The sequence below is a fragment of the Spirosoma litoris genome (genome assembly GCF_054776755.1).
The window spans coordinates 222,946-246,297 of the sequence record NZ_BAAHBI010000010.1; the positions used below are offsets into that span (position 1 = coordinate 222,946).

General features: G+C 45.8%; 24 protein-coding genes. 13 read left to right on the plus strand and 11 right to left on the minus strand.

The genetic code is table 11. From position 1 onward, the window contains the following. Positions 1–91: 91 nt before the first annotated feature. From ACYVGR_RS07335 to coaD, 3 genes are all read left to right on the plus strand, one after another. Positions 92–643, plus strand: a complete 552-nt coding sequence (locus ACYVGR_RS07335) for an NUDIX domain-containing protein (RefSeq protein ID WP_460955060.1) — start codon at positions 92–94, stop codon at positions 641–643. A 106-nt stretch (positions 644–749) separates the two neighbouring features. After that, positions 750–1,628, plus strand: coding sequence for a DUF3822 family protein (locus ACYVGR_RS07340; protein WP_460955062.1), 879 nt, complete (start codon positions 750–752; stop codon positions 1,626–1,628). An 84-nt stretch (positions 1,629–1,712) separates the two neighbouring features. Continuing rightward, positions 1,713–2,177: a pantetheine-phosphate adenylyltransferase gene (gene coaD, locus ACYVGR_RS07345; RefSeq protein WP_460955064.1), complete on the plus strand. Its 465-nt coding sequence runs from the start codon at positions 1,713–1,715 to the stop codon at positions 2,175–2,177. Positions 2,178–2,188: 11 nt separating this feature from the next. On the opposite strand, the gene ACYVGR_RS07350 is transcribed toward coaD, so the two are convergent. The 4 genes from ACYVGR_RS07350 to ACYVGR_RS07365 all read right to left on the minus strand — a co-directional run bounded on the left by ACYVGR_RS07350 (position 2,189) and on the right by ACYVGR_RS07365 (position 5,152). Then, positions 2,189–2,836 carry an SCO family protein gene (locus ACYVGR_RS07350; RefSeq protein WP_460955066.1) on the minus strand — a complete coding sequence of 216 codons (648 nt, stop codon included), beginning with the start codon at positions 2,834–2,836 and terminating at the stop codon, positions 2,189–2,191. Between the two features lie 37 nt (positions 2,837–2,873). Then, positions 2,874–3,461 carry a toxin-antitoxin system YwqK family antitoxin gene (locus tag ACYVGR_RS07355; protein ID WP_460955068.1) on the minus strand — a complete coding sequence of 196 codons (588 nt, stop codon included), beginning with the start codon at positions 3,459–3,461 and terminating at the stop codon, positions 2,874–2,876. A gap of 37 nt (positions 3,462–3,498) precedes the next feature. Further along, on the minus strand, positions 3,499–4,254 hold the full coding sequence (locus tag ACYVGR_RS07360; protein WP_460955070.1) for a YHYH protein: 756 nt from the start codon (positions 4,252–4,254) through the stop codon (positions 3,499–3,501). A gap of 190 nt (positions 4,255–4,444) precedes the next feature. Further along, positions 4,445–5,152 carry an NUDIX hydrolase gene (locus tag ACYVGR_RS07365; protein ID WP_460955072.1) on the minus strand — a complete coding sequence of 236 codons (708 nt, stop codon included), beginning with the start codon at positions 5,150–5,152 and terminating at the stop codon, positions 4,445–4,447. Between the two features lie 119 nt (positions 5,153–5,271). On the opposite strand from ACYVGR_RS07365, the gene ACYVGR_RS07370 reads away from it, so the two are divergent. Together ACYVGR_RS07370 and ACYVGR_RS07375 are read left to right on the plus strand one after the other, a co-directional pair. After that, the gene (locus ACYVGR_RS07370; RefSeq protein WP_460955074.1) at positions 5,272–6,561 is read left to right on the plus strand and encodes a hemolysin family protein; all 1,290 of its coding nucleotides are present in this window, start codon (positions 5,272–5,274) and stop codon (positions 6,559–6,561) included. Positions 6,562–6,625: 64 nt separating this feature from the next. Then, positions 6,626–6,949, plus strand: a complete 324-nt coding sequence (locus tag ACYVGR_RS07375) for a hypothetical protein (protein WP_460955076.1) — start codon at positions 6,626–6,628, stop codon at positions 6,947–6,949. 5 nt (positions 6,950–6,954) lie between these two features. Here the strand turns inward: ACYVGR_RS07375 and ACYVGR_RS07380 are convergent, their stop codons facing one another. Both ACYVGR_RS07380 and ACYVGR_RS07385 read right to left on the minus strand, forming a co-directional pair. Beyond that, the gene (locus ACYVGR_RS07380) at positions 6,955–7,575 is read right to left on the minus strand and encodes a Uma2 family endonuclease (protein WP_460955078.1); all 621 of its coding nucleotides are present in this window, start codon (positions 7,573–7,575) and stop codon (positions 6,955–6,957) included. 42 nt (positions 7,576–7,617) lie between these two features. Continuing rightward, complete coding sequence (locus tag ACYVGR_RS07385; RefSeq protein ID WP_460955080.1) at positions 7,618–9,378, minus strand: ABC transporter ATP-binding protein; 1,761 nt, start codon at positions 9,376–9,378, stop codon at positions 7,618–7,620. Positions 9,379–9,510: 132 nt separating this feature from the next. Between ACYVGR_RS07385 and ACYVGR_RS07390 the strand changes: the two genes are divergently transcribed. Together ACYVGR_RS07390 and ACYVGR_RS07395 are read left to right on the plus strand one after the other, a co-directional pair. After that, complete coding sequence (locus tag ACYVGR_RS07390; RefSeq protein ID WP_460955083.1) at positions 9,511–10,848, plus strand: Gfo/Idh/MocA family protein; 1,338 nt, start codon at positions 9,511–9,513, stop codon at positions 10,846–10,848. Positions 10,849–10,961: 113 nt separating this feature from the next. Beyond that, positions 10,962–12,206 (plus strand): DUF2264 domain-containing protein, encoded by a 1,245-nt coding sequence (locus ACYVGR_RS07395; RefSeq protein ID WP_460955085.1) that lies wholly within the window; start codon positions 10,962–10,964, stop codon positions 12,204–12,206. 1 nt (position 12,207) lies between these two features. Here ACYVGR_RS07395 and ACYVGR_RS07400 read toward each other — a convergent pair whose 3' ends face one another. From ACYVGR_RS07400 to metG, 3 genes are all read right to left on the minus strand, one after another. Next, the gene (locus ACYVGR_RS07400; RefSeq protein WP_460955087.1) at positions 12,208–12,711 is read right to left on the minus strand and encodes a DUF6169 family protein; all 504 of its coding nucleotides are present in this window, start codon (positions 12,709–12,711) and stop codon (positions 12,208–12,210) included. Beyond that, positions 12,689–12,850: a hypothetical protein gene (locus tag ACYVGR_RS07405; protein WP_460955089.1), complete on the minus strand. Its 162-nt coding sequence runs from the start codon at positions 12,848–12,850 to the stop codon at positions 12,689–12,691. The genes ACYVGR_RS07400 and ACYVGR_RS07405 overlap by 23 nt, the downstream gene beginning before the upstream one ends. A gap of 124 nt (positions 12,851–12,974) precedes the next feature. After that, positions 12,975–15,023 carry a methionine--tRNA ligase gene (gene metG / locus ACYVGR_RS07410; protein ID WP_460955091.1) on the minus strand — a complete coding sequence of 683 codons (2,049 nt, stop codon included), beginning with the start codon at positions 15,021–15,023 and terminating at the stop codon, positions 12,975–12,977. Between the two features lie 167 nt (positions 15,024–15,190). Between metG and ACYVGR_RS07415 the strand changes: the two genes are divergently transcribed. The 4 genes from ACYVGR_RS07415 (at position 15,191) to ACYVGR_RS07430 (ending at position 19,390) form a co-directional block, all read left to right on the plus strand. Continuing rightward, positions 15,191–16,276, plus strand: a complete 1,086-nt coding sequence (locus ACYVGR_RS07415; protein ID WP_460955093.1) for an AAA family ATPase — start codon at positions 15,191–15,193, stop codon at positions 16,274–16,276. After that, a complete protein-coding gene (locus ACYVGR_RS07420) occupies positions 16,269–16,769 on the plus strand; it encodes a hypothetical protein (RefSeq protein ID WP_460955095.1) in 501 nt (166 codons plus the stop codon). The genes ACYVGR_RS07415 and ACYVGR_RS07420 overlap by 8 nt, the downstream gene beginning before the upstream one ends. Further along, entirely contained in the window at positions 16,750–17,763 is a 1,014-nt protein-coding gene (locus ACYVGR_RS07425) for an NAD-dependent epimerase/dehydratase family protein (protein WP_460955097.1), read from the plus strand. Before ACYVGR_RS07420 ends, ACYVGR_RS07425 begins: the two co-directional genes overlap by 20 nt. A 220-nt stretch (positions 17,764–17,983) precedes the next feature. After that, positions 17,984–19,390: a tetratricopeptide repeat protein gene (locus ACYVGR_RS07430; RefSeq protein ID WP_182463466.1), complete on the plus strand. Its 1,407-nt coding sequence runs from the start codon at positions 17,984–17,986 to the stop codon at positions 19,388–19,390. Positions 19,391–19,459: 69 nt separating this feature from the next. On the opposite strand, the gene ACYVGR_RS07435 is transcribed toward ACYVGR_RS07430, so the two are convergent. Next, complete coding sequence (locus ACYVGR_RS07435; protein ID WP_460955099.1) at positions 19,460–20,074, minus strand: hypothetical protein; 615 nt, start codon at positions 20,072–20,074, stop codon at positions 19,460–19,462. Positions 20,075–20,234: 160 nt separating this feature from the next. Between ACYVGR_RS07435 and ACYVGR_RS07440 the strand changes: the two genes are divergently transcribed. Further along, the gene (locus tag ACYVGR_RS07440; RefSeq protein ID WP_460955101.1) at positions 20,235–20,996 is read left to right on the plus strand and encodes a TlpA family protein disulfide reductase; all 762 of its coding nucleotides are present in this window, start codon (positions 20,235–20,237) and stop codon (positions 20,994–20,996) included. 86 nt (positions 20,997–21,082) lie between these two features. Continuing rightward, the gene (locus ACYVGR_RS07445) at positions 21,083–22,348 is read left to right on the plus strand and encodes a BamA/TamA family outer membrane protein (RefSeq protein WP_460955102.1); all 1,266 of its coding nucleotides are present in this window, start codon (positions 21,083–21,085) and stop codon (positions 22,346–22,348) included. A gap of 89 nt (positions 22,349–22,437) precedes the next feature. On the opposite strand, the gene ACYVGR_RS07450 is transcribed toward ACYVGR_RS07445, so the two are convergent. Beyond that, positions 22,438–23,316 carry a mechanosensitive ion channel family protein gene (locus ACYVGR_RS07450; RefSeq protein ID WP_460955104.1) on the minus strand — a complete coding sequence of 293 codons (879 nt, stop codon included), beginning with the start codon at positions 23,314–23,316 and terminating at the stop codon, positions 22,438–22,440. Positions 23,317–23,352: the final 36 nt, after the last annotated feature.

Genomic DNA, 23,352 nt, shown 5'->3' on the forward strand with positions numbered 1-23,352 from the left:
CGATTTAGGCTGACTTATAAGCAAATCGCAATTCGTACATCGTATTTCGTAAATCACCTGTACCTTTGCGTCCCCAAATACCGATTATACCATGACGCAAGTAATGGATTTGCCTGGCCGATTGGAAGATCAGCCTACATCTGATTCTGCCAGAGCAGTGGATTCAACCCGCGAAGAGGTACAAAAATTGTATGGAAATCGCCTTCGTCTGCGGGTTTGTGGCTTATATTGTGAAGGTGATCGCCTATTAATGGTTCGCCACCGAGGCATTGGTTTAACCGATACCTTCTGGTGTCCGCCGGGAGGTGGCCCACAGTTTAATGAAACGGCCCCTAAGGCGTTAGTCCGGGAGTTTATGGAGGAAACGGGGTTAGAAGTGGAGATTGGTGAAATGTTATTCGTAAATGAATTCATACAGCCACCGCTTCACGCTATGGAGTTGTTTTTTGCTGTTCGGGCTACAGGCGGTTCCTTACGGTTGGGGATCGATCCTGAAATGAGCCTTGATGGACAAATAATTGAAGAAGTCAGGTTGATGAGTTTTGAGGAGATTAAACGCTATCCACCCAACGAGGTTCATGCGTTATTTCAGTATTGCAATTCACTCGACGATGTATTCCGCCTTCGCGGCTATTTGCAGTAAATGAAAAGGTACGCCTGGTATTACCGACGAACCGTTTAAACCAAGTTAATATCAGTTTAGTATTTATTTCTTCATCTGTTAGCTCGCTGAATTTGTGCAAATCGCTGTGACCCTCGCACCTACTGTTACCATACATGCCAACGCGTTTGACCCGAGGCAGACTGATAAATCGGTCTTATGCCTCGAAGTTGGACGGGATCGGTTTCAATTGCTGGTACAGGATAAGCGCGGTCGGGCAGTGTATTTGGAGGACTACATGTTTCCGTCTTTGCTGACGGATCGTCCGTTGACGAGCATTTTACCCGATGTATTCCGGGACCATGCGGTGTTATCGGCAGGTCCGTGGCAGGAAATTCGGATTGGGGTCAATTCTCCGTCGTTTACCCTGATTCCACAGCAGCTTTATCGTAAAGAATACGCGGGTAGCTATTTAGCGCTCATGCGAGGTAATTCCCTTCCTGCTCATGAATTTGCTCAGGCGTATGCTCACGATGCCGAAGGGTTCTTTACCGTATTTAATCTGGAGCATCCTCTGGCCGATTATTTTTCGGAAGTGTATCCACTTCAACCGTTAACATTCGTCCATCAAACCAGCGCACTCATACAAGCAACAGTCGATTTAGACCGTGTTTCTCTCGCTCCCAGTACTGTTTACTTGTATTTCGAAGATGAGTTTGTGACAATCTTATGTCGAAAATCACATCAATTATGTCTGTGTAATCGCTTTGGCTATAAGAATGTCCAGGATTTGGCTTATTATATTCTCTACGTACTTAATGAACAAGGCTTAACGCCAGATACGGTTAGCCTTTCGTTATACGGGGCGATTACTCCTTTTGCTGAAGCGTACACAGAGTTAAGCCGGTTTCTGCCGAATCTATCATTTGGCCAAGCACCTCCTGGGCTATCCTTGGCCACTGAATTTGACGATTTACCGGCCCACCGGTATCTGAGTTTATACGGATTAGGCTTGTTGAGTGAATGATTAGGACTAGAGTTGGCAATTGCTGAAATTTACCGCGCTTACGGTCTGATTAATCAAAACCTGCTCATTCGCCAACTCAACAGTATGAAGCGTATTGCTCTATTCCCCGGTTCATTTGATCCATTTACCAAAGGTCATGAAGATATTGTGTTGAGAGGCCTACGGCTGTTCGACGAAGTTGTGATTGGTATTGGACATAATACGCGGAAGGAGCGCTATTTCCCTTTGGAGCAAATGATCCAGTTAATTGAAGGAGCATTTGCGGACTATCCAACTGTGCGTGTTATTAGTTATGAAGGGCTGACTGCCAATGTAGCTCGGGAGATTGGTGCAAAATTTCTGCTTCGTGGCTTGCGTAACACGACCGACTTTGAGTACGAAAATGGCATTTCGCAGGTGAATCGGTACGTTTATGAGGATGTTGAAACGGTTTTTTTAATTACGTCGCCCCATCTTGCCCCAATCAGCTCAAGTATTATTCGAGACCTACATCGCTATGGGCAGCACGTTGACGAATTTTTACCCTATCAGCTGGAGAAAGCGAAATGAGATAAGCGAGGCTATTCCTTTTCTAAAGCACGTATATCAGCAATAAGGTTTTGCATAGCAGGTAAGCTCAAGCCATTGTAGATACCACGGATGCGCCGTTTTTTATCGGTTAACACAAAGTTTTCAGTGTGTAAAAAAATGTCGCTGTTTCTTTTTTCGCCAAGATCCTCTTCAACGAAATAAAATTTTCGTCCTAGATTATAAATTTCTTCTTTGTTCCCCGTAAGCAGGAGCCATTTGGTAGCATCGACCTTTTTGGATTTAGCAAACGCCTGTAATCGGGCCACGCTGTCCTTATCTGGTGTTACTGAGTGGGAAATAAGTTGAATGTTTTTATCGACCAGAAAGGTGTCCTGTAATACCTTCATATTGACAGTCATACGGGGGCAAATACCCGGACAGGTCGAAAAAAAGAAATTAGCTACACATATTTTCCCGTCCATATCTTTTTCAGTGAATGCTTGTCCTGTATGGGCAGTAAGTGAAAAAGGGCGGATGCGATGGAAATTGTCCGATACGTCTTTTTCAAAATGGGGCGTAAAGTCGGAGGTATTATAATAGGGTAATTTTCGTTCTTCTGGTTGTTCGCATGCCGTAAACAAAACGATGAATACAGCCAGTGAGCTAGCCTTAATGCGTAGTAGGAGCGGAGTTAACATCGTTTACTAAACTGTATGACCTGACTGAATGGCCCAGTTAACGGGCTTTTATTTTCTGTTTGATGAGTGTATAGCAAAGCGCAGATTGCTGCAGGCCGTATCGATGCCCATCCTTTGCTACATAGTTCAGGTATAACTTCCCATTCTCCCGCCATCCCCGTTGCAGGCCATCCTCATGATCGTCAGTATAATTGGTAAATAAGTAAGGCTTACCGTTTTTGTACCATCGTTTTTGTAAACCTTCTCGTTTTTCCTCAAAATAAGTATAATCAAACTTAAGAATTCCACCTTCCGGCCAGTAACCATAATGCCTGCCTGTACTCAGGTTATTTCGGTAAAGCCGCACCTCATAAGGGTGCCCGTTTTCATAGAAGCTTTTATAAAGGCCGTGTAGCATTCCCTGAAATATAGACGCATATGTTTTTGTCGTACCATTCGGGTAAAGCTCTTTTAGAATGCCGGAATATTTTTGGTTGCCCAGCCAGTAAACTCCGTTAATCAGAGCCAACCGTTGGTCGCTGCCTACCACAATCGTATCGGGTGGAATGCCGCTAGTATCAATGGTATAATCCTTTACCCGAAGGGGGGTGTTAGTTGAGGCATTATGGCAACTGCTTATTGCCATCCAAAGGCAGCAATAAGTAGTTGCAAACAAAAAGACTCTATTGAGTGAATGTGCCCTTTGTGCCATAATAACTACCCGATTTAAGGATATAATAGCCTGTATTTAGATAGTTCTCATTCCGGGTATGGTAGTGGTATATACCATTTGGGAATTCGGTTGTGGCAGCCGTATGGCCGTTATAGGCATCAAGGTTGCTTGGGTACGTACCATCTTTATCCTTACGTCCGTATAAGGGAAAGCCATCACGTAAAAAGCCTACCAGATTAGCATCGTCGGTGGTTGTATACGTGCCGGTAACGTGATAATGGTAATCGCCTGCTTGAGCTGGGTGGGCTCCTGCAGCATCAAACGAGGTGATGGTGCCTGCATTTAAGGCTACATTACCGCCCTCGTTATTATTAAAAATTGGCGCGCCAGTGATAGCCAGACCAATAGCGCCAAGCGATGTTTCCTCATGGGTGCTTGCCGCAGCTGGTTTGGCGGGAATAGTCATGGTATAGTTTTGCGCAACCATCGTGTTCGGATTGGCGGCATGACCTGATGGAAAGGGTTCGTACAAGGCGTTACCAACACCCCAGTAAGGCGATTTATGGTTGGGCCTGCCATCACACTTAAGGATGATGTTGTCGCCACTGGTGGTAATGGTAACCCCGCTTGCAAACTTTGCCTTTACCACACTGGTAATATCCACGCTGCCCGTAGTAGTGGTGGGATTGGTTGTGCTGGATGCGTCGTCGCTCTTGCTACAAGCCAGTAGACTCAATAGCAATACTGGAAAGATTAGTCTCTGCATTTTAGTTTACCTGTTAGGTATTGATCGTTAATTGTGAGATTAGACGACCCATTGCAAAGACTCCTACGGCTCAGACGTGATTTTTTAGCCGGTTACCCAATTCAAGATTTGTTCGCCATGCCAGATACTATGCCGATAAGGTAGGCATAGTATCTGGCATGGCGAAAATAGTGGCTAATGCAGCCTCTATTTAGACTTTGTACCCTTTGCCGGCTTCGTCAATTACATACCGAATTGAGCTAAACGAATTGGTAAGCGCCAATTTTGTTTCGCGCCGATCGAGCCAGGCCAGTTTTTCAATGTCTTCATCAGCCTGAGGTGTCATCCGGCTGTCGTCCAGGACACCCATTCGGTACCATTTCGTCCGTTTCAGAATCCGATTGCCATTAAGGTTGTAGGTATGCCAGGTGGTGCAGATACGCTCACTAACCGATACGCGAACACCAGTTTCCTCTTCTACTTCGCGGGCTGCTCCCTGTTTCGACGATTCGCCAAGATCAAGTTTACCTTTTGGTAAATCCCAAACTCCGCGTCGGAACATCAGCAACATTTTGTCGCCTTTAAAAACAACACCACCAGCCGCTTTAATAATCTTAAATGGTTTTTTGATGGCCTCTTCGCAATCTTCTTTGTCAAGACAACCCAGCGTAATGGAGAGCAAATTGCTGGCATCTGATTTTTGGAGCAACCCCAGTAATTTACTTACCGTGGCAGGAGTCGTGTTCAGGATCAGTAGATGACCATGTAGTGCATCGGCTTTAAGTGTCTCTAAGCGAGCATCTACCACCTCATCATAATCTGCAAAGGTCGGGGTATTACCCGCCCCTGAATTAGTTAGTTGAGCAGCGGCTTTAGGGCCAACGAGCCGAATTGGGCGGTCGTTAATGAAAACAATCATCAGGACAAAGGTCGGTTCAAACCGTAAAAGTAGTAAAACTGATGGTCTGTCGCACAGTCAATGCTGTTGCAAACCAATTCAGTTTCTATATTTTTGCAACAGGTCAACTTTCTTCCTTTGTGGAACTCCTTATAATTCTGCTATTGACGATCCTGAACGGCGTGTTCTCGATGTCAGAAATCGCTTTAGTTTCGTCCCGTAAGTCTAAGTTAGAGTCAGCCGCCAAGAACGGCGATCGGCGCGCGCAGGTGGCGCTTGATTTGTCGAACTCACCCAATCGGTTTCTATCGACAGTACAAATCGGTATTACGCTGATCGGCATTTTGTTAGGTATTTTCTCCGGCGATAAACTGACCGACGATGTTCAGAATTTCGTGGCTCAAATCGAGATATTACGGCCTTATGCCAATTCGATAGCCGTTGTGTTGGTGCTTTTTCTACTGACCTATCTCTCGCTGGTATTTGGGGAATTAGTGCCGAAGCGGATCGGCTTGTCGAATCCAGAGGGCATTGCCAAAACAATGGCCGCTCCGATGATTTTCCTCTCTAAGTTGACGTCTCCCTTTATCGCGCTGCTTACTGTATCGAGCGATTTGCTACTCAAAATTCTGAATATCAAGCCAAACGAAAGTGCAGTTACGGAGGAAGAAATCAAAAGTTTGATTCAGGAAGGAACCTCGGGCGGGGCCATTGAAGAAATTGAGCAGGAAATTGTTCAGAATGTTTTCCAACTGGGTGATCGGAAAATTACGTCGCTGATGACCAATCGGCAGGAAATCGTCTACCTTGACCTGGAAGACGAACCCGCTGAAAACAAGGCTAAAATTCTGGAATACAAGCACTCGATATATCCGCTTTGTAACGGAGGGGTCGATGAGGTTGTTGGCCTGATCTACTCAAAAGATCTGCTCGGCAAAGATCTTGATACCGAAATTCTCCGCCTGAACGACATGAAGCGGGATGCCTTATTCGTTCCTGAAAACAACAAGGCTTATCAGGTATTGGAGCGCTTCCGGGAACGGCGGCAGTACGTAGGCGTTATTGTTGATGAATATGGTGGGGTTCTGGGTGTCATTACCCTCAATGATATCCTGGACGTGCTGGTAGGCGACATCAATGACGACATTAATTCAGATTATGAAATCCGCGAACGCGAGGATGGTAGCTTCCTGATTGATGCCCAATTGCCATTTGAGGATTTTCTTTCTTATTTCTCGCTAAATATAAATACCCAGACTCGCCGAGAGTTGACCGGGTTCGACACATTGGGTGGGTTTGCGCTGCATATCCTGAAAGATATTCCCAAAGCAGGCGAAACCTTTGTCTGGCACCGGTATCAGTTCGAGATTGTGGATATGGATAAAAGTCGAATTGATAAGATTCTGGTGAAGAAATTAATCGAGGAATAATTTTTCTTTCTAAACAGCCAGGCCTTGTTGCAGGTTATTGATGAAAACTAATTCATCGATAACTATGCGATATCTGATGCCCAACCTTAGCGAATTAACCGGCGCAGACTCCAGTCATGTACCAACTGGTATGGAAAACGATCCTGCTGCTGATGAAGAAGTTGTCAGCCAGAAGGATGGTGAAGTTTACCCGCATTCAGTTGAGGAGCAACCAGTAAAAGAAGCCAAACTTGCTCCCGATAACCTGGCCGAGTCCATTGCTTACGCTCTCGACGGTAGTGGCCCTGGCCCGACAAATGCCAAGCCTAACGTTTCGGGGCATGATGTGATTACTGAAGGGACCTCTGGGGCTGGACCCGAAGAAGAGGAGCGGATTTTCGGGAAGTAACCAATTTAATCCTCGACTACAATGCCTTCGTCATCAAGATAACGAGCAATGTTGAAGGTGTGACCATCCATTAATTCGATATCCGTGTTCCATTCGCGTACCTGCCAATCACGGTTAGGTTCGATGACCGTAACTGTTTTGGTGTTAATCATGATCCAGATCACACGCTCGACACCAAAATCAAGTAATTTCTTCGACTTTTTGTAGGTGTACCCGAAACCTGTCAGTTCCGACGTGTCGGCTTCCGTATCTATTTCAATGGCAATTTTAGGAGGAACGTCGGGGTATTTTTTATTAATCTTATCGGGAGTTAAGACAGCTTTATCATAGATGGCAATATCGTTTGAGAGGTTATTGTTTTTGTCAATATGGCTCCCGATTTCGTTGGTCAATACATGGTATTTCTTTTCGTCAAATACCCTAAAAATAATTCGCAGTAAGTACGTAACTAATGCTGCCTGAAGCGAACTACAGCCTATAATGTCCTCCAAAGTTTTGGTCTTGTTGAGCACAGACTGGTAGCCCTTGTAATAAATAGGCTTATTGTCCATGACTTCGTATACCAGATGATCTGGTATTTTCCGTTTCCGTTTTGGAGTAGTTTTGGTTGTGATAGGAGTAGGCATAGGTACGGCTCTTTTGTCAAATATACAAAAAATAAAAAATAGCTACACCACTTCTTTGTACTGCATTCGATAGAGATTTGCGTAGAAACCTTCGTGCTGTAACAATTCTTCGTGATTGCCCTGCTCAACAATCCGCCCTTTGTCGACTACAATAATGTTGTTGGCTTTCTGAATAGTTGACAGGCGGTGGGCAATAACAATGGCTGTTCGGCCTTTCATCAGTTTGCTAATCGCATTCTGAATCATTTCCTCGGTTTCAGTATCGACGGATGAAGTCGCTTCGTCCAGAACAATAATTTTAGGGTTTTGGACCATTGCCCGTACAAACGAAATGAGTTGACGTTGTCCAACCGATAGGGTTGAGCCGCGTTCCATGACGTTATACTGATAGGCACCAGGCAATCGCTCGATGAAGTCGTGAACGCCAACCAGTTTGGCTGCTTCTACTATGGTTTCATGACTTATCGATTTGTCTCCCAGAGTAATGTTGTTTTCGATTGTGTCAGAAAACAGGAAAACGTCCTGCAAGACGACGCCAATGTTTCGGCGCAGGTGTCCTAGTTCATACTCGTGAATATCAACCCCGTCAACTTTGATTTCACCTTTGTTAATGTCATAAAATCGACTCAATAGGTTGATAATTGACGATTTACCAGCGCCCGTTGCCCCAACAAACGCTACGGTTTCGCCCGCATTGACCCGGAACGAAATGTCGCGAAGTACCCAGTCTTCGTTGTTATAGGCAAACCAGACGTTATCGAACTCTACTTTCCCCTGGATAGTGGCGGGGGCATAGGTGCCGTTGTCGACCGTAAATTCATCGCTGTCCAGCAACTTCAGAATTCGGTCGGTACTGACGATACCCATCTGGAGCGTGTTAAATCGGTCGGCCAGCATTCGTATTGGCCGGAAGAACAGGTTAATGAACATCACAAACGCCGTAACTGTCCCGAATGTAACGTCGGAATGGATAATCTGAGTTGCCCCATACCACACCACTAAACCAACCGCTACTGCCGAAATAATATCGGCGACGGGGTAATAAACCGAATAGTATAGGATTGATCGAATGTTCGCAGCCCGGTGTTCGTCATTGATAACGCGGAATTTTTCAGCTTCGATTTTCTCACTCCCAAAAATCTGGACAATGTTCATGCCCGTGATGTGCTCCTGGACAAAGGAGTTCAGGTTGGCAACAGCTGTCCGTACCTCATTAAATGACTTCTTGATTTTCTCCTTGAAGACATAGGTACTGAACAGCATCAGCGGAATTGTCGACAAACTGATTGCTGCCAGCCTCCAGTCGGTATAAACCATTACCCCGATAATCAGAATTAATTGCAAAATATCGCCCGCAATAGCTGCCATGCCTTCGCTGAATACATCGGCCAGGGTTTCAACATCAGAGATTGACCGCGTCACCAGACGACCAATAGGTGTATTGTCAAAGAATTTTAGACGCAGGTGGAGGATTTTTCGGTACAGCTGTGTTCGAATGTCACGGATGACGTATTGGCCTAACCAGCCTGATAAATAAGTATTTAAAAATTGGACAACCGCCTGTACCACCAACACGCCGATCATGAGAATCAGCATCTCGGTTAACTTCTGGTAATCGCCCATAGCAATGACGTTATCAATCGTATACCGAATGAGCAAAGGAGTTAAGGGGGCTAGGCAGGCCGCCAGCAAAATGATCCCTATCAGAAGATAAAAGCGTGCTTGATAGGGTTTTACAAATGCATATAAGCGCCGGAGGATAGCAATATCGAATATCCGGCCACTTTTTTGTTCTTCGTTCACGGAAAGCAAAATGGCGAGTTCAAAAAGGTAACAGCATTTTTCGGCCGAACGTTTCCCAATTTGTCGTACTACTTGAGGAAACAGTAAGAACATCAAGGGTTGCCGCTTTTAGAGTTATCTACGTAATCAAGCATGATGATGAACCGCCGAGACTTTGTTCAGAAAACCGCCGTTGCCGGATTGGCGACCCAGATTTTGCCTTTCCCCATTTTTGGCCGGAATGCACCGAGTGAGAAAATAAACATTGGTCTGATCGGCGTTCAGTCGCGGGGAAGCTGGCTGGCTGGTATTTTCTCAAAGCTGCCGGGCGCCGAAGTGGGCTATATCTGCGATGTTGAAGACGGTGCGATAGCTAACGGTCTCAAAGCTGTTGAAAAAGCGGGTCAGACACGAAAACCAACCGTTATTAAAGATTTACGCAAGCTGCTGGAGCGAAAAGATCTTGATGCCGTAGCCATTGCAACGCCCGACCATTGGCATGCGCCTGCGGGTATTCTGGCCTGCTCGGCCGGAAAACACGTGTACGTTGAAAAGCCTTGTGGACATAATCCGCAGGAAGGGGAGTGGTTGCTGGAAGCCGCTCGGAAGCATAATCGGATTGTACAAATGGGGAGCCAGCGCAGGTCGTGGCCAACGCTCCAGCAGGCTGCGCAGGATATTCGGGAAGGAGCCATTGGTAAACCTTATTTTGCCAGAGCCTGGTACTACAATAACCGGAAACCGATTGGAGCTGGTAAATCCATTGCCGTTCCGGCTACTCTCGATTGGGATTTATGGCAAGGCCCGGCTCCCCGGAAAGGCTATCAGGATAATGTTGTTCCGTACAATTGGCATTGGTTTTGGAATTGGGGAACGGGTGAAGCCTGCAACAATGGTACTCACGAAATCGATTGCTGCCGTTGGTTGATGGGCTTAGATTTTCCAACAAAAGCCACCTCAACCGGCGGTCGTTATGCGTACAAAGGTGATGATTGGCAGACGCCAGATACACAGATTGCTTCCTTTGAGTTCGGCGATAAAGCGTCCATTACTTGGGAAGGGCTAAGTTGTCAGGCATTTGGCCCTGAAAAAAGCGGCCGTGGTTTTACTATTTATGGGGATAAGGGCGTATTGTCGGCTCCACAAAGTGGCCCCGATTACCAGATTTTGGATTTAGGGGGCAAAGTACTTAAAGACGTAAAAGGGGATGCGCCAACCAGCACGTCTACCAATGCAGTTAGCCCAGGTGGCGAACAATTGGATGCCTATCATTTAGATAATTTTCTTGAAAGCATTCGGGGAAAAGCCAAGCCTAATGCCGACATTGCTCAGGGACATAAATCGGTGCTATTGTGCCATCTGGCAAATATTTCTCAACGTACCGGTAGCATCATTCACACCGATCCAACGAACGGCCATATTCTACATGATAAAGAAGCCATGAAGTTATGGAGCCGAGAGTATGAAAAGGGATGGAAGCCAGTTGTTTAAACTTGTCAGGCATAGTCAAGAGTTGTCAGATATTGTCAATTGTTGTCAGGAGTCATAGTGGCCAAGCTTGACAATACTTGACTATGCCTGATTACACCTGACTTTCTAATTGAATGAAAAGACGCACATTTGCTCGTTTGGCTGCAGCCTTACCTGCTAGTTTTAGTATTCCTCCCAAAGAAGTAGCCACGTCGCTTACTGCGTATTCGTTAGTTACTGATGACCGGTCTTATTGGCTTCAAACAGTACTGAAAATTGCTGATCCAGTTTTATCGGCTCTGTCACAGAATCGGTTGAAGGCAACCATGCCGATTGAGTCTGCTCCTGGCCAACAGGCAAGCCGTGTCGAAGTTTCGCATCTCGAAGCGCTGGGGCGCACGTTGGCCGGTTTAGCTCCCTGGCTGGAATTAAGTGTCGATGAGTCGCCGGAAGGTCGTTTTCGGCAAAAGTACCTGACGCTGGCAAAACAGGCCATCGCGAATGGGGTAAACCCGCAATCGCCCGATTACCTGAATTTTACAAAAGGTGGCCAACCCTTGGTCGATGCGGCATTTTTGGCGCATGGATTAGTTCGATCACCAAAACTTTGGAAAAGCTTAAGCGCAGATGAGCAAGCTAATGTGATAAGGGCATTGCAGACGAGTCGAGTTATTAAACCTGGTTATAACAACTGGTTATTGTTCTCCGCTATGGTCGAAGCGGCTTTGTTGAAATATACCGGCTCGGGCGATGAATTGCGAATGGACTATGCAATTCGGCAACACCAGTCGTGGTACAAGGGGGATGGTGCTTATGGTGATGGCCCCGATTTTCATTGGGATTATTACAATAGCTACGTGATTCAGCCGATGCTACTGGATGTGGTAAAAACCCTGCTGGATGCTGGGAAAGCCGAGAAAAATTTATACGAATCGTTGCTGGCGCGTGCCCAACGCTACGCCATCATACAAGAGCGACTTATTAATCCAGATGGTTCCTTTGCTGCATTCGGTCGGTCGTTAGCCTACCGATGCGGGGCATTTCAACTGTTGTCCCAGATTGCTTTGCAGGGCAGTTTGCCATCAGAATTGTCACCCGGGCAAGTTCGTTCGGCGCTGACTGAGGTGATACACCGGACGATGGATGCACCTAGTACATTTGATGCCAAAGGCTGGCTACAAATTGGCTTGTGTGGTTATCAGCCAGCTATTGGCGAGACCTATATTTCAACGGGAAGTTTGTACTTGTGTTCTGTCGCGTTTCTGGCATTGGGGTTGCCTGCTTCAGACCCATTCTGGTCAAATCCAGCCGTTGACTGGACTTCAAAAAGAATCTGGTCAGGGCAAGACGTGAAAACGGATCATGCCATAAAGGGGTAAGTTATTTACGAGAGCGAAGTTGAGCATTAAGCTTAACGAATGAGGCTAACACTTCTCCGCCATAAGGGTGGTCATTTCGCATGATTAGCGCGATCAGGAACAACTTATTGATGGCTGGATAGTCGATACTGTCTTCGAGCTTTAAGTAGCGCCTATTGTTGTTTTCCCGGAACCAGTCGTTAAAACGTTTGAAACGGGCATGATGTCTGCCATCGGCTGTGTCGCAGGTGAAGAATACAATTCGTAACGGATCTCTCTCAATGAAGTTTTGAATAATACCCGTTAATGTAGCCCCAATTCTAGGGTCAGTTGAATAGGCTGGTGGCGCTTTTTGAAGCGTTAGGAAAACTTCATAGGTATGGTTGGCAAGTATAAATTCGTGATCTTCAAAGAAGGATTGCTCTTCGAAAGTAACAGAATATCTCCTGCCATCATCAGTGATAAAATAGGATGTTTTCTCATTCTCCTGATAATAAGCATATTCACCGATTGACGGGCTTCCCATTTCTAATTATTGCGTCTATTTTACCTGAGTCGCAGTCTTTCTGGAACTGCTTCTGTAGCTCTCGTTTCCGTTCCTGGCTTCGAATGAGCCAGGCAAGAGCCTGTTCGGACGTTATTTTTTTCTTTTGCTGTGTTTCCATGGCTACGAGGATGATTTTCCAAAAGTACCTGTTTACTGTCAACAAATGAAATAGCTAGTGCAGTTCAATAAAAAAGGTCAGGAGCTTTCGCTCCCGACCTTACAGCTTTCTGTGTCTGAGTAAATTAACTCACCGTTCCGCCATTCCAGACGGCATTGCCAGGGGCGATAAGCGCTAACTTGCCATCCCGATCTTCGGCCATCAGAATCATTCCCTGCGATTCGAAGCCCATCATCTTGCGAGAAGCTAAATTGGCAAGGAAAGTTACCTGCTTACCGATAATTTCTTCGGGAGTGAAATGTTTGGCAATGCCACTCAGAATCTGCCTTCCGCCCAAACCATCGTCTACTTTTAGTTTGAGAAGTTTATCACTTTTGGGTACGCGCTCGGCTTCGGTAATAGTGCCGATGCGAATGTCCATTTTGGCAAAATCGTCGTAAGTGATTTCTGAGCGAAGTTCAGGTACTGTCTTTGTTTCTAATTCATTCATTCGTTTGGCATTCAGTAATTTCTGAATCTGTACATTAATTTCGTCGTCTTCAATCTTAGCGAAAAGTAATTCGCCTTTGCCGAGTACCGTGCCTTCGATCAGGAGATCGGCGCGACCTGCGTTTGTCCAGTTAAATAGCTCCGTGATACCCAATTGACTGCGCAATTTCTCAGATGTGAACGGTAGGAATGGCTCACAAACAATACTCAGGTTAGTTGAGATTTGAAGGGCAATATTCAGGATCGTGTTCGCACGTAATGGATCGGTTTTGACTACTTTCCAGGGCTCGGTTTCGGCCAGGTATTTGTTGCCTAGCCGTGCTAAATCCATCAGTAAGCCTAAGGCTTCCCGGAATTTATATTGCCCGATGGATTGCCCGATTCGATCAGGAAACTGCGCTAGCTCATCGATAACCTGCTTGTCATAATCAGTCAACTCACCAATAGAGGGGACTTTGCCTTCACAGAATTTCTGCGTTAGTACCACCGCCCGATTTACGAAGTTGCCGAAAATGCCTACCAGTTCAGCGTTGTTGCGGGTCTGGAAATCTTTCCAGGTGAACTCACTGTCTTTAGTCTCGGGGGCATTGGCCGCCAGTACATACCGCAATACGTCCTGCTTTCCGGGTAGTTCTTCCAGGTACTCATGCAGCCAGACCGCCCAGTTGCGTGACGTACTGATTTTGTCACCTTCGAGGTTCATGAACTCATTGGCGGGTACGTTGTCGGCCAGAATAAAGCTGCCTTCGGCCATCAGCATGGCTGGGAAGATAATGCAGTGGAAAACGATATTGTCTTTACCGATGAAATGAACGAGTTTCGTTTGCTCATCGCGCCAGTACAATTCCCAGTCACGGCCTTGCTCAGCGGCCCATTCTTTGGTCATCGAGATGTAGCCGATTGGCGCATCGAACCAAACATACAGGACTTTCCCATCCGCATCAGGCAAAGGCACTTTAATGCCCCAATCGAGATCGCGGGTCATGGCGCGGGGACGAAGACCTTCTTTCAACCACGACTGACACTGCCCGAATACATTCGTTTTCCATTCGGTATGGCTGTTGACGTACTCTTCAATTTTAGGCTGCATCCGGTCCAGTGGCAGGAACCAGTTTTTGGTTGAGCGCAGCACGGGTTTCGAACCCGACAGCATGGAGTGGGGTTCGATCAATTCGGTCGGACTGAGTGCTGTACCGCAGCGTTCGCACTGGTCGCCATAGGCATTCGGATTGCCACAAACCGGGCAGGTACCTACAATGTAGCGGTCGGCCAGAAACTGCCCGGCTACTTCGTCGTAATACTGTTCCGTAACTTCTTCATCGAAATCACCGTTTTCGTAAAGTTTCGTGAAGAACTCCTGCGAAGTTTCGTGGTGAATCTGGTTGGAGGTTCGTGAGTAAATGTCGAACGAGATACCGAAGTCGCTGAACGCCTGTTTGATCTGGACGTAATATTTATCGACGACCTCCTGAGGGGTAATGCCTTCTTTCTTGGCTTTAATGGTTATGGGTACACCATGTTCATCAGTGCCACTAATAAAAGCAACATCTTTGCCTGTTGAGCGAAGGTAGCGCACATAAATATCGGCGGGCAGGTAGCATCCGGCAATGTGGCCGATGTGAATCGGGCCGTTGGCGTAGATCAGAGCCGCCGTAACGGTATAGCGTTGGGGATTGTCGAGCATTAGTTTGACGTTGGTGGTTTGAGGTTCGACGTTAGCTGACGCGAAAGAGTGAACTTCGAACATCGAACTATGGACTTCAAACCCAATTTTTAGCAAAATTAGCAATTCAGGCCCGAACGTTGTTATGTTTACACAAACTCACCGACGCAACAACGAGCCGGGCTACTATGGAGAACACAGCACCGAATACGAATAATTTCCTTAACTGGGTTGAAATCAAAAACTTCAAGTCGATCAAAGACCTGCGATTAGATTGCAAGCGAGTGAATGTATTTATTGGCAAGCCAAACGTAGGGAAGTCGAATATTTTGGAGGGGCTGGGGTTGCTGGGGGCAGAATATGGAATAGGGAAATTTATGGGGGGATTAGTGCGATACAAGGAAATAAAAAATCTTTTTTATGATAGTGATTTAACTAATTCAGTATCTGCACAATCTGACCATCAAATTGCAGGACTGTATGCACAAGGTCTTGGAACGACTCATGAAATAGATTTTAGTTATTTTTTAGCAGATCAGGACGATATAAAGAAACACGCAGAACGAGGGGATATAGAATTGTTAGAACAATGGTCTGCAAAGAAAAAATATGTAATTGATAAAAACGGTGAATACGGGCACGACTATTCAGGAGCGGTAGATCGGCGTGCCAACATAAGTACTGTAAAGAAATATGATTTTGCGAATCTAACGGATTTTGCAAACCTCTTTCAAGACTTTTTATTACCTCCGAATGGTTCAAATCTCTACGAAATTGTAAAACGCAGTGATGATTTGGCCTCTGATTTTGTAGAGTTATTCAGAGAGCAGAAACTGGATTTTATATTTGATGAAAATGGCCAAACATTTCTTATTCAACGTAAGAAGGGGCCACGAGTATTTCAGAATGAATTCTTCTCCATCGCTGATACCTTTCGGCGGTTCATGTTCTATATAACAGCTATTGAATCCAATAAAAACTCAGTTATCGTTTTTGAAGAGCCCGAAGTACACTCATTCCCACCTTACACGCAGGAGATGGCGTATCGGATGATATATGATGAAGATAATCAATATTTTATCTCGACGCATAGTCCGTACATGCTCCAACCTTTTATAGAGAAAATGGACTTTAACGATCTGAATGTATTTATAACCTACTACAAAGATTACCAAACTCATGTAAGAGCCTTGACTGAAGAGGAGTTGACTGATATTCTGGACTTTAGCACGAACGTATTTTTCAATCTTCGAAAGTTCGAGCCTAATGCCTGATCCTATTCGTCTATATCCTGAATGCCACGCTGATACGGCACTCATTACTTATTTTGTTTCTGATAATCGAATAATAGAGCATTCCGCTGGGATAAATGAAGTCTCTAAATCTTTACAAACCGTCAGATCGGATGCTACAATATTGTTAGGGATTGTTGACAATGATAAACACAAGCCAAGGTATCTCCGAGAGTTTGAAACTATTGAAGAGTCGAATAAGGTTTGTTTTAAACACAAGCCTGCGTCAAATCAATATCTGATTATTATTGACAAGGCCATCGAAACGTTTTTGCTGTGGAATGCCTCGCAAGTCAATATAAATGTAGTCGATTATGGGCTTAGTACAGATGTTCGAGTGTTGGGTGGCAAGCTAAAGAGTCTAGCTATCGAAACGGACCCCAACTACCTCCAACTCCTTACCGATCTCCACACCCGCCAGGCTCCCGGCTTTCTTACTCTTGAACGCATCCTGAATGACCTCATCACTACCTAATTCCGTTTTTATTACTGGCGGAACCGGTTTCATTGGTTCCCATATTGCCCGACGGTATCTGGCTGACGGATATACCGTTACGGTTTTGTATCGACCTCAGAGTGGTCATGGAATGCTGGCCGATGTAGCCGACCAAATCACCTGGCATGAGGGTGATATACTGGATATCCCGTCGCTCGAAGCGGCTATCTTACCAGGGATGGACGTCATTCATGCCGCAGCCATTGTCTCCTTCGTCCCAAAAGAGCGCGACCGTATGGAGCAGATCAATGTGGAAGGGACAGCCAATGTGGTAAACGTTTGTCTGAATGCTGGCGTACGAAAACTAGGCTACGTTAGTTCAGTAGCGGCTTTAGGTCGCCCCGTGGCGAAAGGAGGGAAGCCTAATGAGCCTATTGTGATTGATGAGGAGCAGAAATGGGTGGATTCGCCCAATAACTCGATTTATGCCAAAACTAAGTACCGAGCCGAACTAGAAGTTTGGCGGGGCGTTGCCGAAGGACTAAACGCAGTAATGGTCAATCCGTCTGTCGTGCTCGGTGTGGGCGATTGGAATCGGAGTAGTCTGCAACTGATTAAATATGTGCACGACGAAAAGCCCTTTTACCCAGCTGGCCTGGTCAATTATGTCGATGTGCTCGATGTGTCGGACGTTTTGGTACAGTTAATGCAGTCAACAACAACGGCAAAACGGTTCGTTTTGAATGGGGGCACCATTCCCTATCGTTCGTTGTTAGAACAGATAGCAGCCGCCCTGAACAAGCGACCACCCACTATGCGGGTAGCGCCCGGTCTGACGCGGTTGCTCTGGCCACTTGAGGCCGTTCGGGCATGGATGACCGGTAAAGCACCGCTTATCACGCGTGAAACGGCCCGATCGGCGAGTTCACTTTACGAGTACAATGGGCAAAAAATTAAGCAGATACTTGATTTTCAATACCGACCATTAAGCGAAACGTTACGGCGAATAACCACCGCGTTTAGCCCACCTTAATAGGTTAGTAAATTTTCGGGCCGAGGGTTGCAGTTTTGTTTTTTTGGCTATATATTTCAATACCAAAGGATAAATCGCATTATTAATGCGTCCCCTATCCGTGATTTACGAAGTACGATTATATCGTGGCTATAAATCGCAACCTGTAAATCGAACCCGCACCGGAGCGCCGGCCGCCGGAATGCCGGAACACGGCGCAACGGTTCTAAATTTTTTATACATGGAGCAAGAGTTCGAAGAACGAGAAGGCGATATTAAAGAATCAATCCGGCGTTTTGAGCAGATGCTGGACCAGCAACAAAGCCAGTTTTTCGACCTGGATGTCTATGAACAAATGGTTGAACATTATCTCAACCAGGGTGATTTAGACAAGGCGTTGAAAGCCGCCGAATCAGGTCTGGAAAATTTTCCCTATGCGCTGGAATTAATGCTTGATAAAGCCCAGATTCTGGCTAATTTTCAACGGTTCGATGAATCGCTGGAGTTACTGGAACGGGCTTCGTTGTTTAACCCCGGTGATCTCGATGTGCCGTTTATGCAAGGCTCTGTGCTGAACATGGCCGGACGCTACGAGGAATCGATTCAGATTTTGGAAGAATTGCTGGACCGAGCAGAAGATAAGGATGATATCCTGTTTCAGCTCGGTCAGAGTTACCAGAACTGGGGTAAATATGATGAAGCCATCACCCAGTACAAAAAATCGATCGCGCTGAATATTAACAATGAAAACGCGCTGTATGAGCTGGCGTTTTGTTTAGACGTAACGGGTGAATTAGAGAATAGCCTATCGTATTATCAGCAACTGATTGATACAGACCCTTACTCGTACAATGCCTGGTATAACATGGGTATTGCCTACAGTAAGTTGGCCCGGTATGCCGAAGCGGCTGAAGCCTACGATTATGCAATTATTATTAAAGAAGACTTTGCATCAGCCCATTTCAACTTAGGGAATACCTATATGAATCTGGGTTTGTTCGAAAAGGCGGAGCATTGTTATCGGGAAACGCTGAAATACGAAGAGGCTACTGCTGATACGTATTGCCATCTTGGCGCTAGTCTGGAAAAACAGGATCGCCTGCCCGATGCCATCAAAGAATACCGCGAAGCAATCAAGTTAGATGCCATGTGGGATGAGGCCTGGTATGGTATTGGGGTTTGCCTGAGCGAATCCGGCAAGTGGTACGAAGCGCTGCCATTTCTGCAGAAAGCCGTTAAATTGAATGATCAGAACGGTGAGTATTACATTGCCATTGCCGAAACGGAATATAAAATTGGTAACGTTTTGTCGAGTGTGGAAGCGTTCGAGAAAGCAGCGGAGGTAGACGCCGAAAATCCTGATGTGTACCTGACCTGGTCACTAGTACCGTTTGACCAGGGCGATTTTCTGCGAGCCAATGATATTATTCAGTCAGGGATCAACGATATGCCAGCCGATGCCGATTTGTATTATCGGTCGGCGGTGTATTTGATTCATGCAGGGCATTACCGGGAAGCTCTTATTCAACTGGAAGCCGCTCTTTCGCTTGATTATGATGCGCACGTTCAGTTATTCGAGTTCTTTCCTGAACTAGAAAAACAGAAAGCGCTTTACAAGATCATTCAGCAGTACAAAAAAGATAAGTAGTAACTATAAATACAGCAAAAGCCGCTTCCTGTTGTCAGGGAGCGGCTTTTTGGTTTATAACTGGTTCTGTTATGGAATTGGGTCAAGCTGAGCCAGGCGCTTGATAATTTCTGTTTTGCTCAAAAAAACGTCGGAATTTGGCCAGTTATTCTCCTGGCAAATTTGATAGAACCACTGATTCGCCTGCTCGAGATTTTGCAATCGCTTAATCTTGCCATCGTTATCCCAGGTAAACAGAACATCCCCAATCTTTCCCTTATCTTCATTGATAGAATAAGTCTTATCGTAAAGTCCAACTTTACCAACGGTTAATCGCCGACATAATTGGTTTCGAACCCGAAGGAAAACTGTTGAGTCATTTCGGGGAGTGGCGGCCGTATCTGCCCCAACTAGTTTCAGGTATTCGAACTTATAAGCGGGAATATTTTTGCCTGGAGAGTGCCCGTCCTGATAGAAGGTAAACGAGCTGTTCTTATTGTACAAAAACCGACCCTGTAGCTGAGAACCGTCAGTTAGTCTGGCAATTCCGTCGTGTAACTGATAAATAACGGGCGGTACATATGGAGTTGGCCGGGAAGGAATGATGACAGGATAACTGCGATACATGGGCGTAGTACGTCCTGCCTGACCAAAGGTGGCATAGGTTGATACAATCAGCAGTATGCCAGTGAGTAAAGTTTTCATAGGAGTGCTGGTTTGTGGCATTTTTCTTAAAACGGCATGTATTGTTTTGTTAATATGTAATGCTGTTAATTTAACTGTATTTTCAATTAGTTGGTTGACGGAAAAAATGGCACGGTTATGGCACTTCGAGCCTTGCAAAAGCATCGCCAAATCGAGCCCCATGACACCTTCCAAGCAATTACTATTAACTCTCTGTATTGCCACAACTGGCACAATAAGCCAGGCCCAGGTAAGTATTCAACGACAACCGAGTGTTCAAAAAACGATTGTTGCTCGAGCCAATCGACAAGCAGATACCGGCGTGCCTATTACCAATCAGGCTACTGGTCAGCGGATTACGCTGGAGGAGTATAGCCTATTAACCAAATCTGATCCCTTTGCTTATCATTTAGTCCCCGATTACAATGAATATGGTGTGCCGAGTGCCTATACAATGCGACCGGCTACCCCCGAAGAGCATGAAACCCACCGATTCCGCGATCGTGATCCAGCTAAACAACCCAAAGCCGGACAACTGATTACTCCTTTTGCAATGACTGGAGTAGACGGGAAATCGTATCGATCGGCTGATTTACTAGGCAAAGTGGTTATTCTAGGCTTTTGGGTCAGTTTAGATAAATCGCTATGGGATGACAAACAGGCTACCGATTTAGCAAATGTACTACGTCCCTATAAATCAGAAACTGCACCCGTTGTTCTCGGCGTTTTAAATAGTGAACAGCCTCAGGAAATAGGTGATCTGGAACTAAAAAAACTTCCGTTTGTGCCCATATTTAATGCGTATGGGTTTCATAATAAGTACCATATCACCACAATTCCGACAGTTATTGTAATCGATAAAACCGGGAAAATAGTTGCCAACCTGCAAGGGGGCGGTAGTGTTGATAAATTGAAACAAGTACTGGCAACGGTGATGCAGTAAGGTGCGAATAGGGCTTAAATGAACGGAATGTTATGTGAATGGGTTAGGCAACAGAGTAATTTAGTATTGACCCTTTCTGGTTTGACATGAATAAGCCGACTAACGGCCTATTAAATTGGGGCATCAGTAGCCGTTTGTTGCTGGGTAGTCTATTGTTAACGTTGGCTTTGCCTCTGAAAATCAGTGCGCAAAGCGATTCTAGCCGGTTGATTACAACTAGCCAACTGCCGATAGCCAAAACCGATACGTCGGCTGATGTCTGGGATGTGTATTACCGATTCATTAATCGGAAGGGGCACCGCCCAACAGAGGGCCAAAAGCCGGGTTTCCATCCGTCGGTATTTCCAGAACTTGCCTACGCCCTGCAAACTGGCTTTGCCGTCGGTATAAACGCGAACCTGTCGTTCACCAGCGCCGACCCCAAACAGAACGTTTCAGTTATTTATTTTACTCCGCAGTATACGCAATATCAGCAGGTTATTGTGCCTGTTGAAGTAAATCTCTGGACGAAGGATAATCGCTATAATATTGTCACTGATTATCGTTATTATGATTATTCAGCTGATAATTTTGGCTTGGGCGACAACTCACGATCCGATGTCGACGACCAGTTGACCTATTCCTATCTTCGTCTCTATCAGTCTGTTTTTCGGCAGGTTGCCACTAATTTTTCTATTGGTATCGGATACGCTCTTGATTACCACTGGAAAATTCAGGAGGATAATAAAACGCCTTTGCTGAACAATGATTTTCAGCAATATGGGTCAGGTGAAAAGTCCGTTTCATCGGGGCCAACGTTTAGTTTGCAATACACGAATCGGCGAAATCCCAACAACCCTCAAAATGGATTTTTCGGAAACATCATCTTCCGACCCAATATGCGTTGGTTAGGTAGCGACCAGAATTGGCAATCGGTGCTGGCTGATTTTCGAAAGTATGTACCCTTGTCGAACGATGGGCGACATATTCTGACATTCTGGAATGTTAACTGGCTTAGTTTTGGTGGCCAGGCCCCTTATCTAGACTTGCCCAGTACGGGCTGGGATACCCATTCAAACTTGGGCCGGGGCTACACACAGGGTCGATTCAGGGGGCGAAATATGATCTATATGGAAACCGAATACCGGACTGTATTGCTTAATAACGGCTTGTTGGGGGGTGTTGTGTTTGCGAATATGCAGACCTTCAGCGGTTACCCCAATACCAATCAATTCGGGAAGCTTCTGCCCGGTGGTGGCGTAGGGTTACGTATTAAAATCAACAAACATTCAAACCTGAATCTGGCCGTCGACTATGGTTTTGGTATTGGCGGTTCGCAGGGAATATTCCTGAATCTGGGAGAGGTTTTTTAAAAGGTACGAACACGGAGCCACAGAGAACACAGAGTTAATGTAAGGAATTGCTTTAACTCTATGTTCTCTGTGGCTCCGTTTCATTTTTGTTATTTCTTATCAGAATCGATGCTCTTTGTGGCCAGCTTTTGTTTCAGGTCAAACGTTTGTCCAGCGAAGACAATTAGGATCTGATTTTCATCGAACACTTTTTTCACGGCAATCATCGCTTCACTTAGCGCCATTTGGGGATTTGTAGCAGTTGGTTTAATCCAGAACCAGAGGACAAACTGAACATTGGCATCGGCAAAGTTCCGATAATGTAGTTCAACAGGTTGGTCAGGTAAAACGAAAGGTAAAGCCGCAACGGCTCCTTTGGCCAGACGTTGGGCCATTGCCATATCATCTAAATAGGAAATACCAGCAGAAACCTCAATGCGTCGCTGACCGATGCGGGAGAAATTCGTGATCGGTTTCTGAAAAACATCCTTACTCGGTATCTCAACGGTTTGCCCCTTGCCATTATCGATCACGATAGAGCGGAGCTTGATATCCAGCACTTTACCGGTATAGCCATTCGTTTCAACTGTATCGCCAACCTGAATGGGTCGGGCCAGCGCGATCATAGCTCCTGAAATAAAATTGGTCGTTAAATCCTGAAACGCGAAACCTACAGCTAGCGCAATGACGCCTGCTCCCGCCAGTAATGAGGTTACGGTTTTATCTAATCCTAGTACGCCCAACGCCACAAATAACCCAACAGACAGAACAACCACCCGCATGACGGCCCCTGTCAGATTAATCAGGGAAATGTTTGTGCTAACCCGATCCAATCCCCGAATAACCCAGCGGCTCATCCAGCGCGATAAAAACGTAAAGAATACAAGGAGTAATAAAGCTACGGCTAGCTTGGGCGTATACCGGATGGCGGTACGAATCCAGGTAGATAGTTCGGAGTAAATAAGCCCGGCGGCCTGCGTAAAATTCATTCTCTAAAAACGACTAGTGATCCCAATAGAACGACG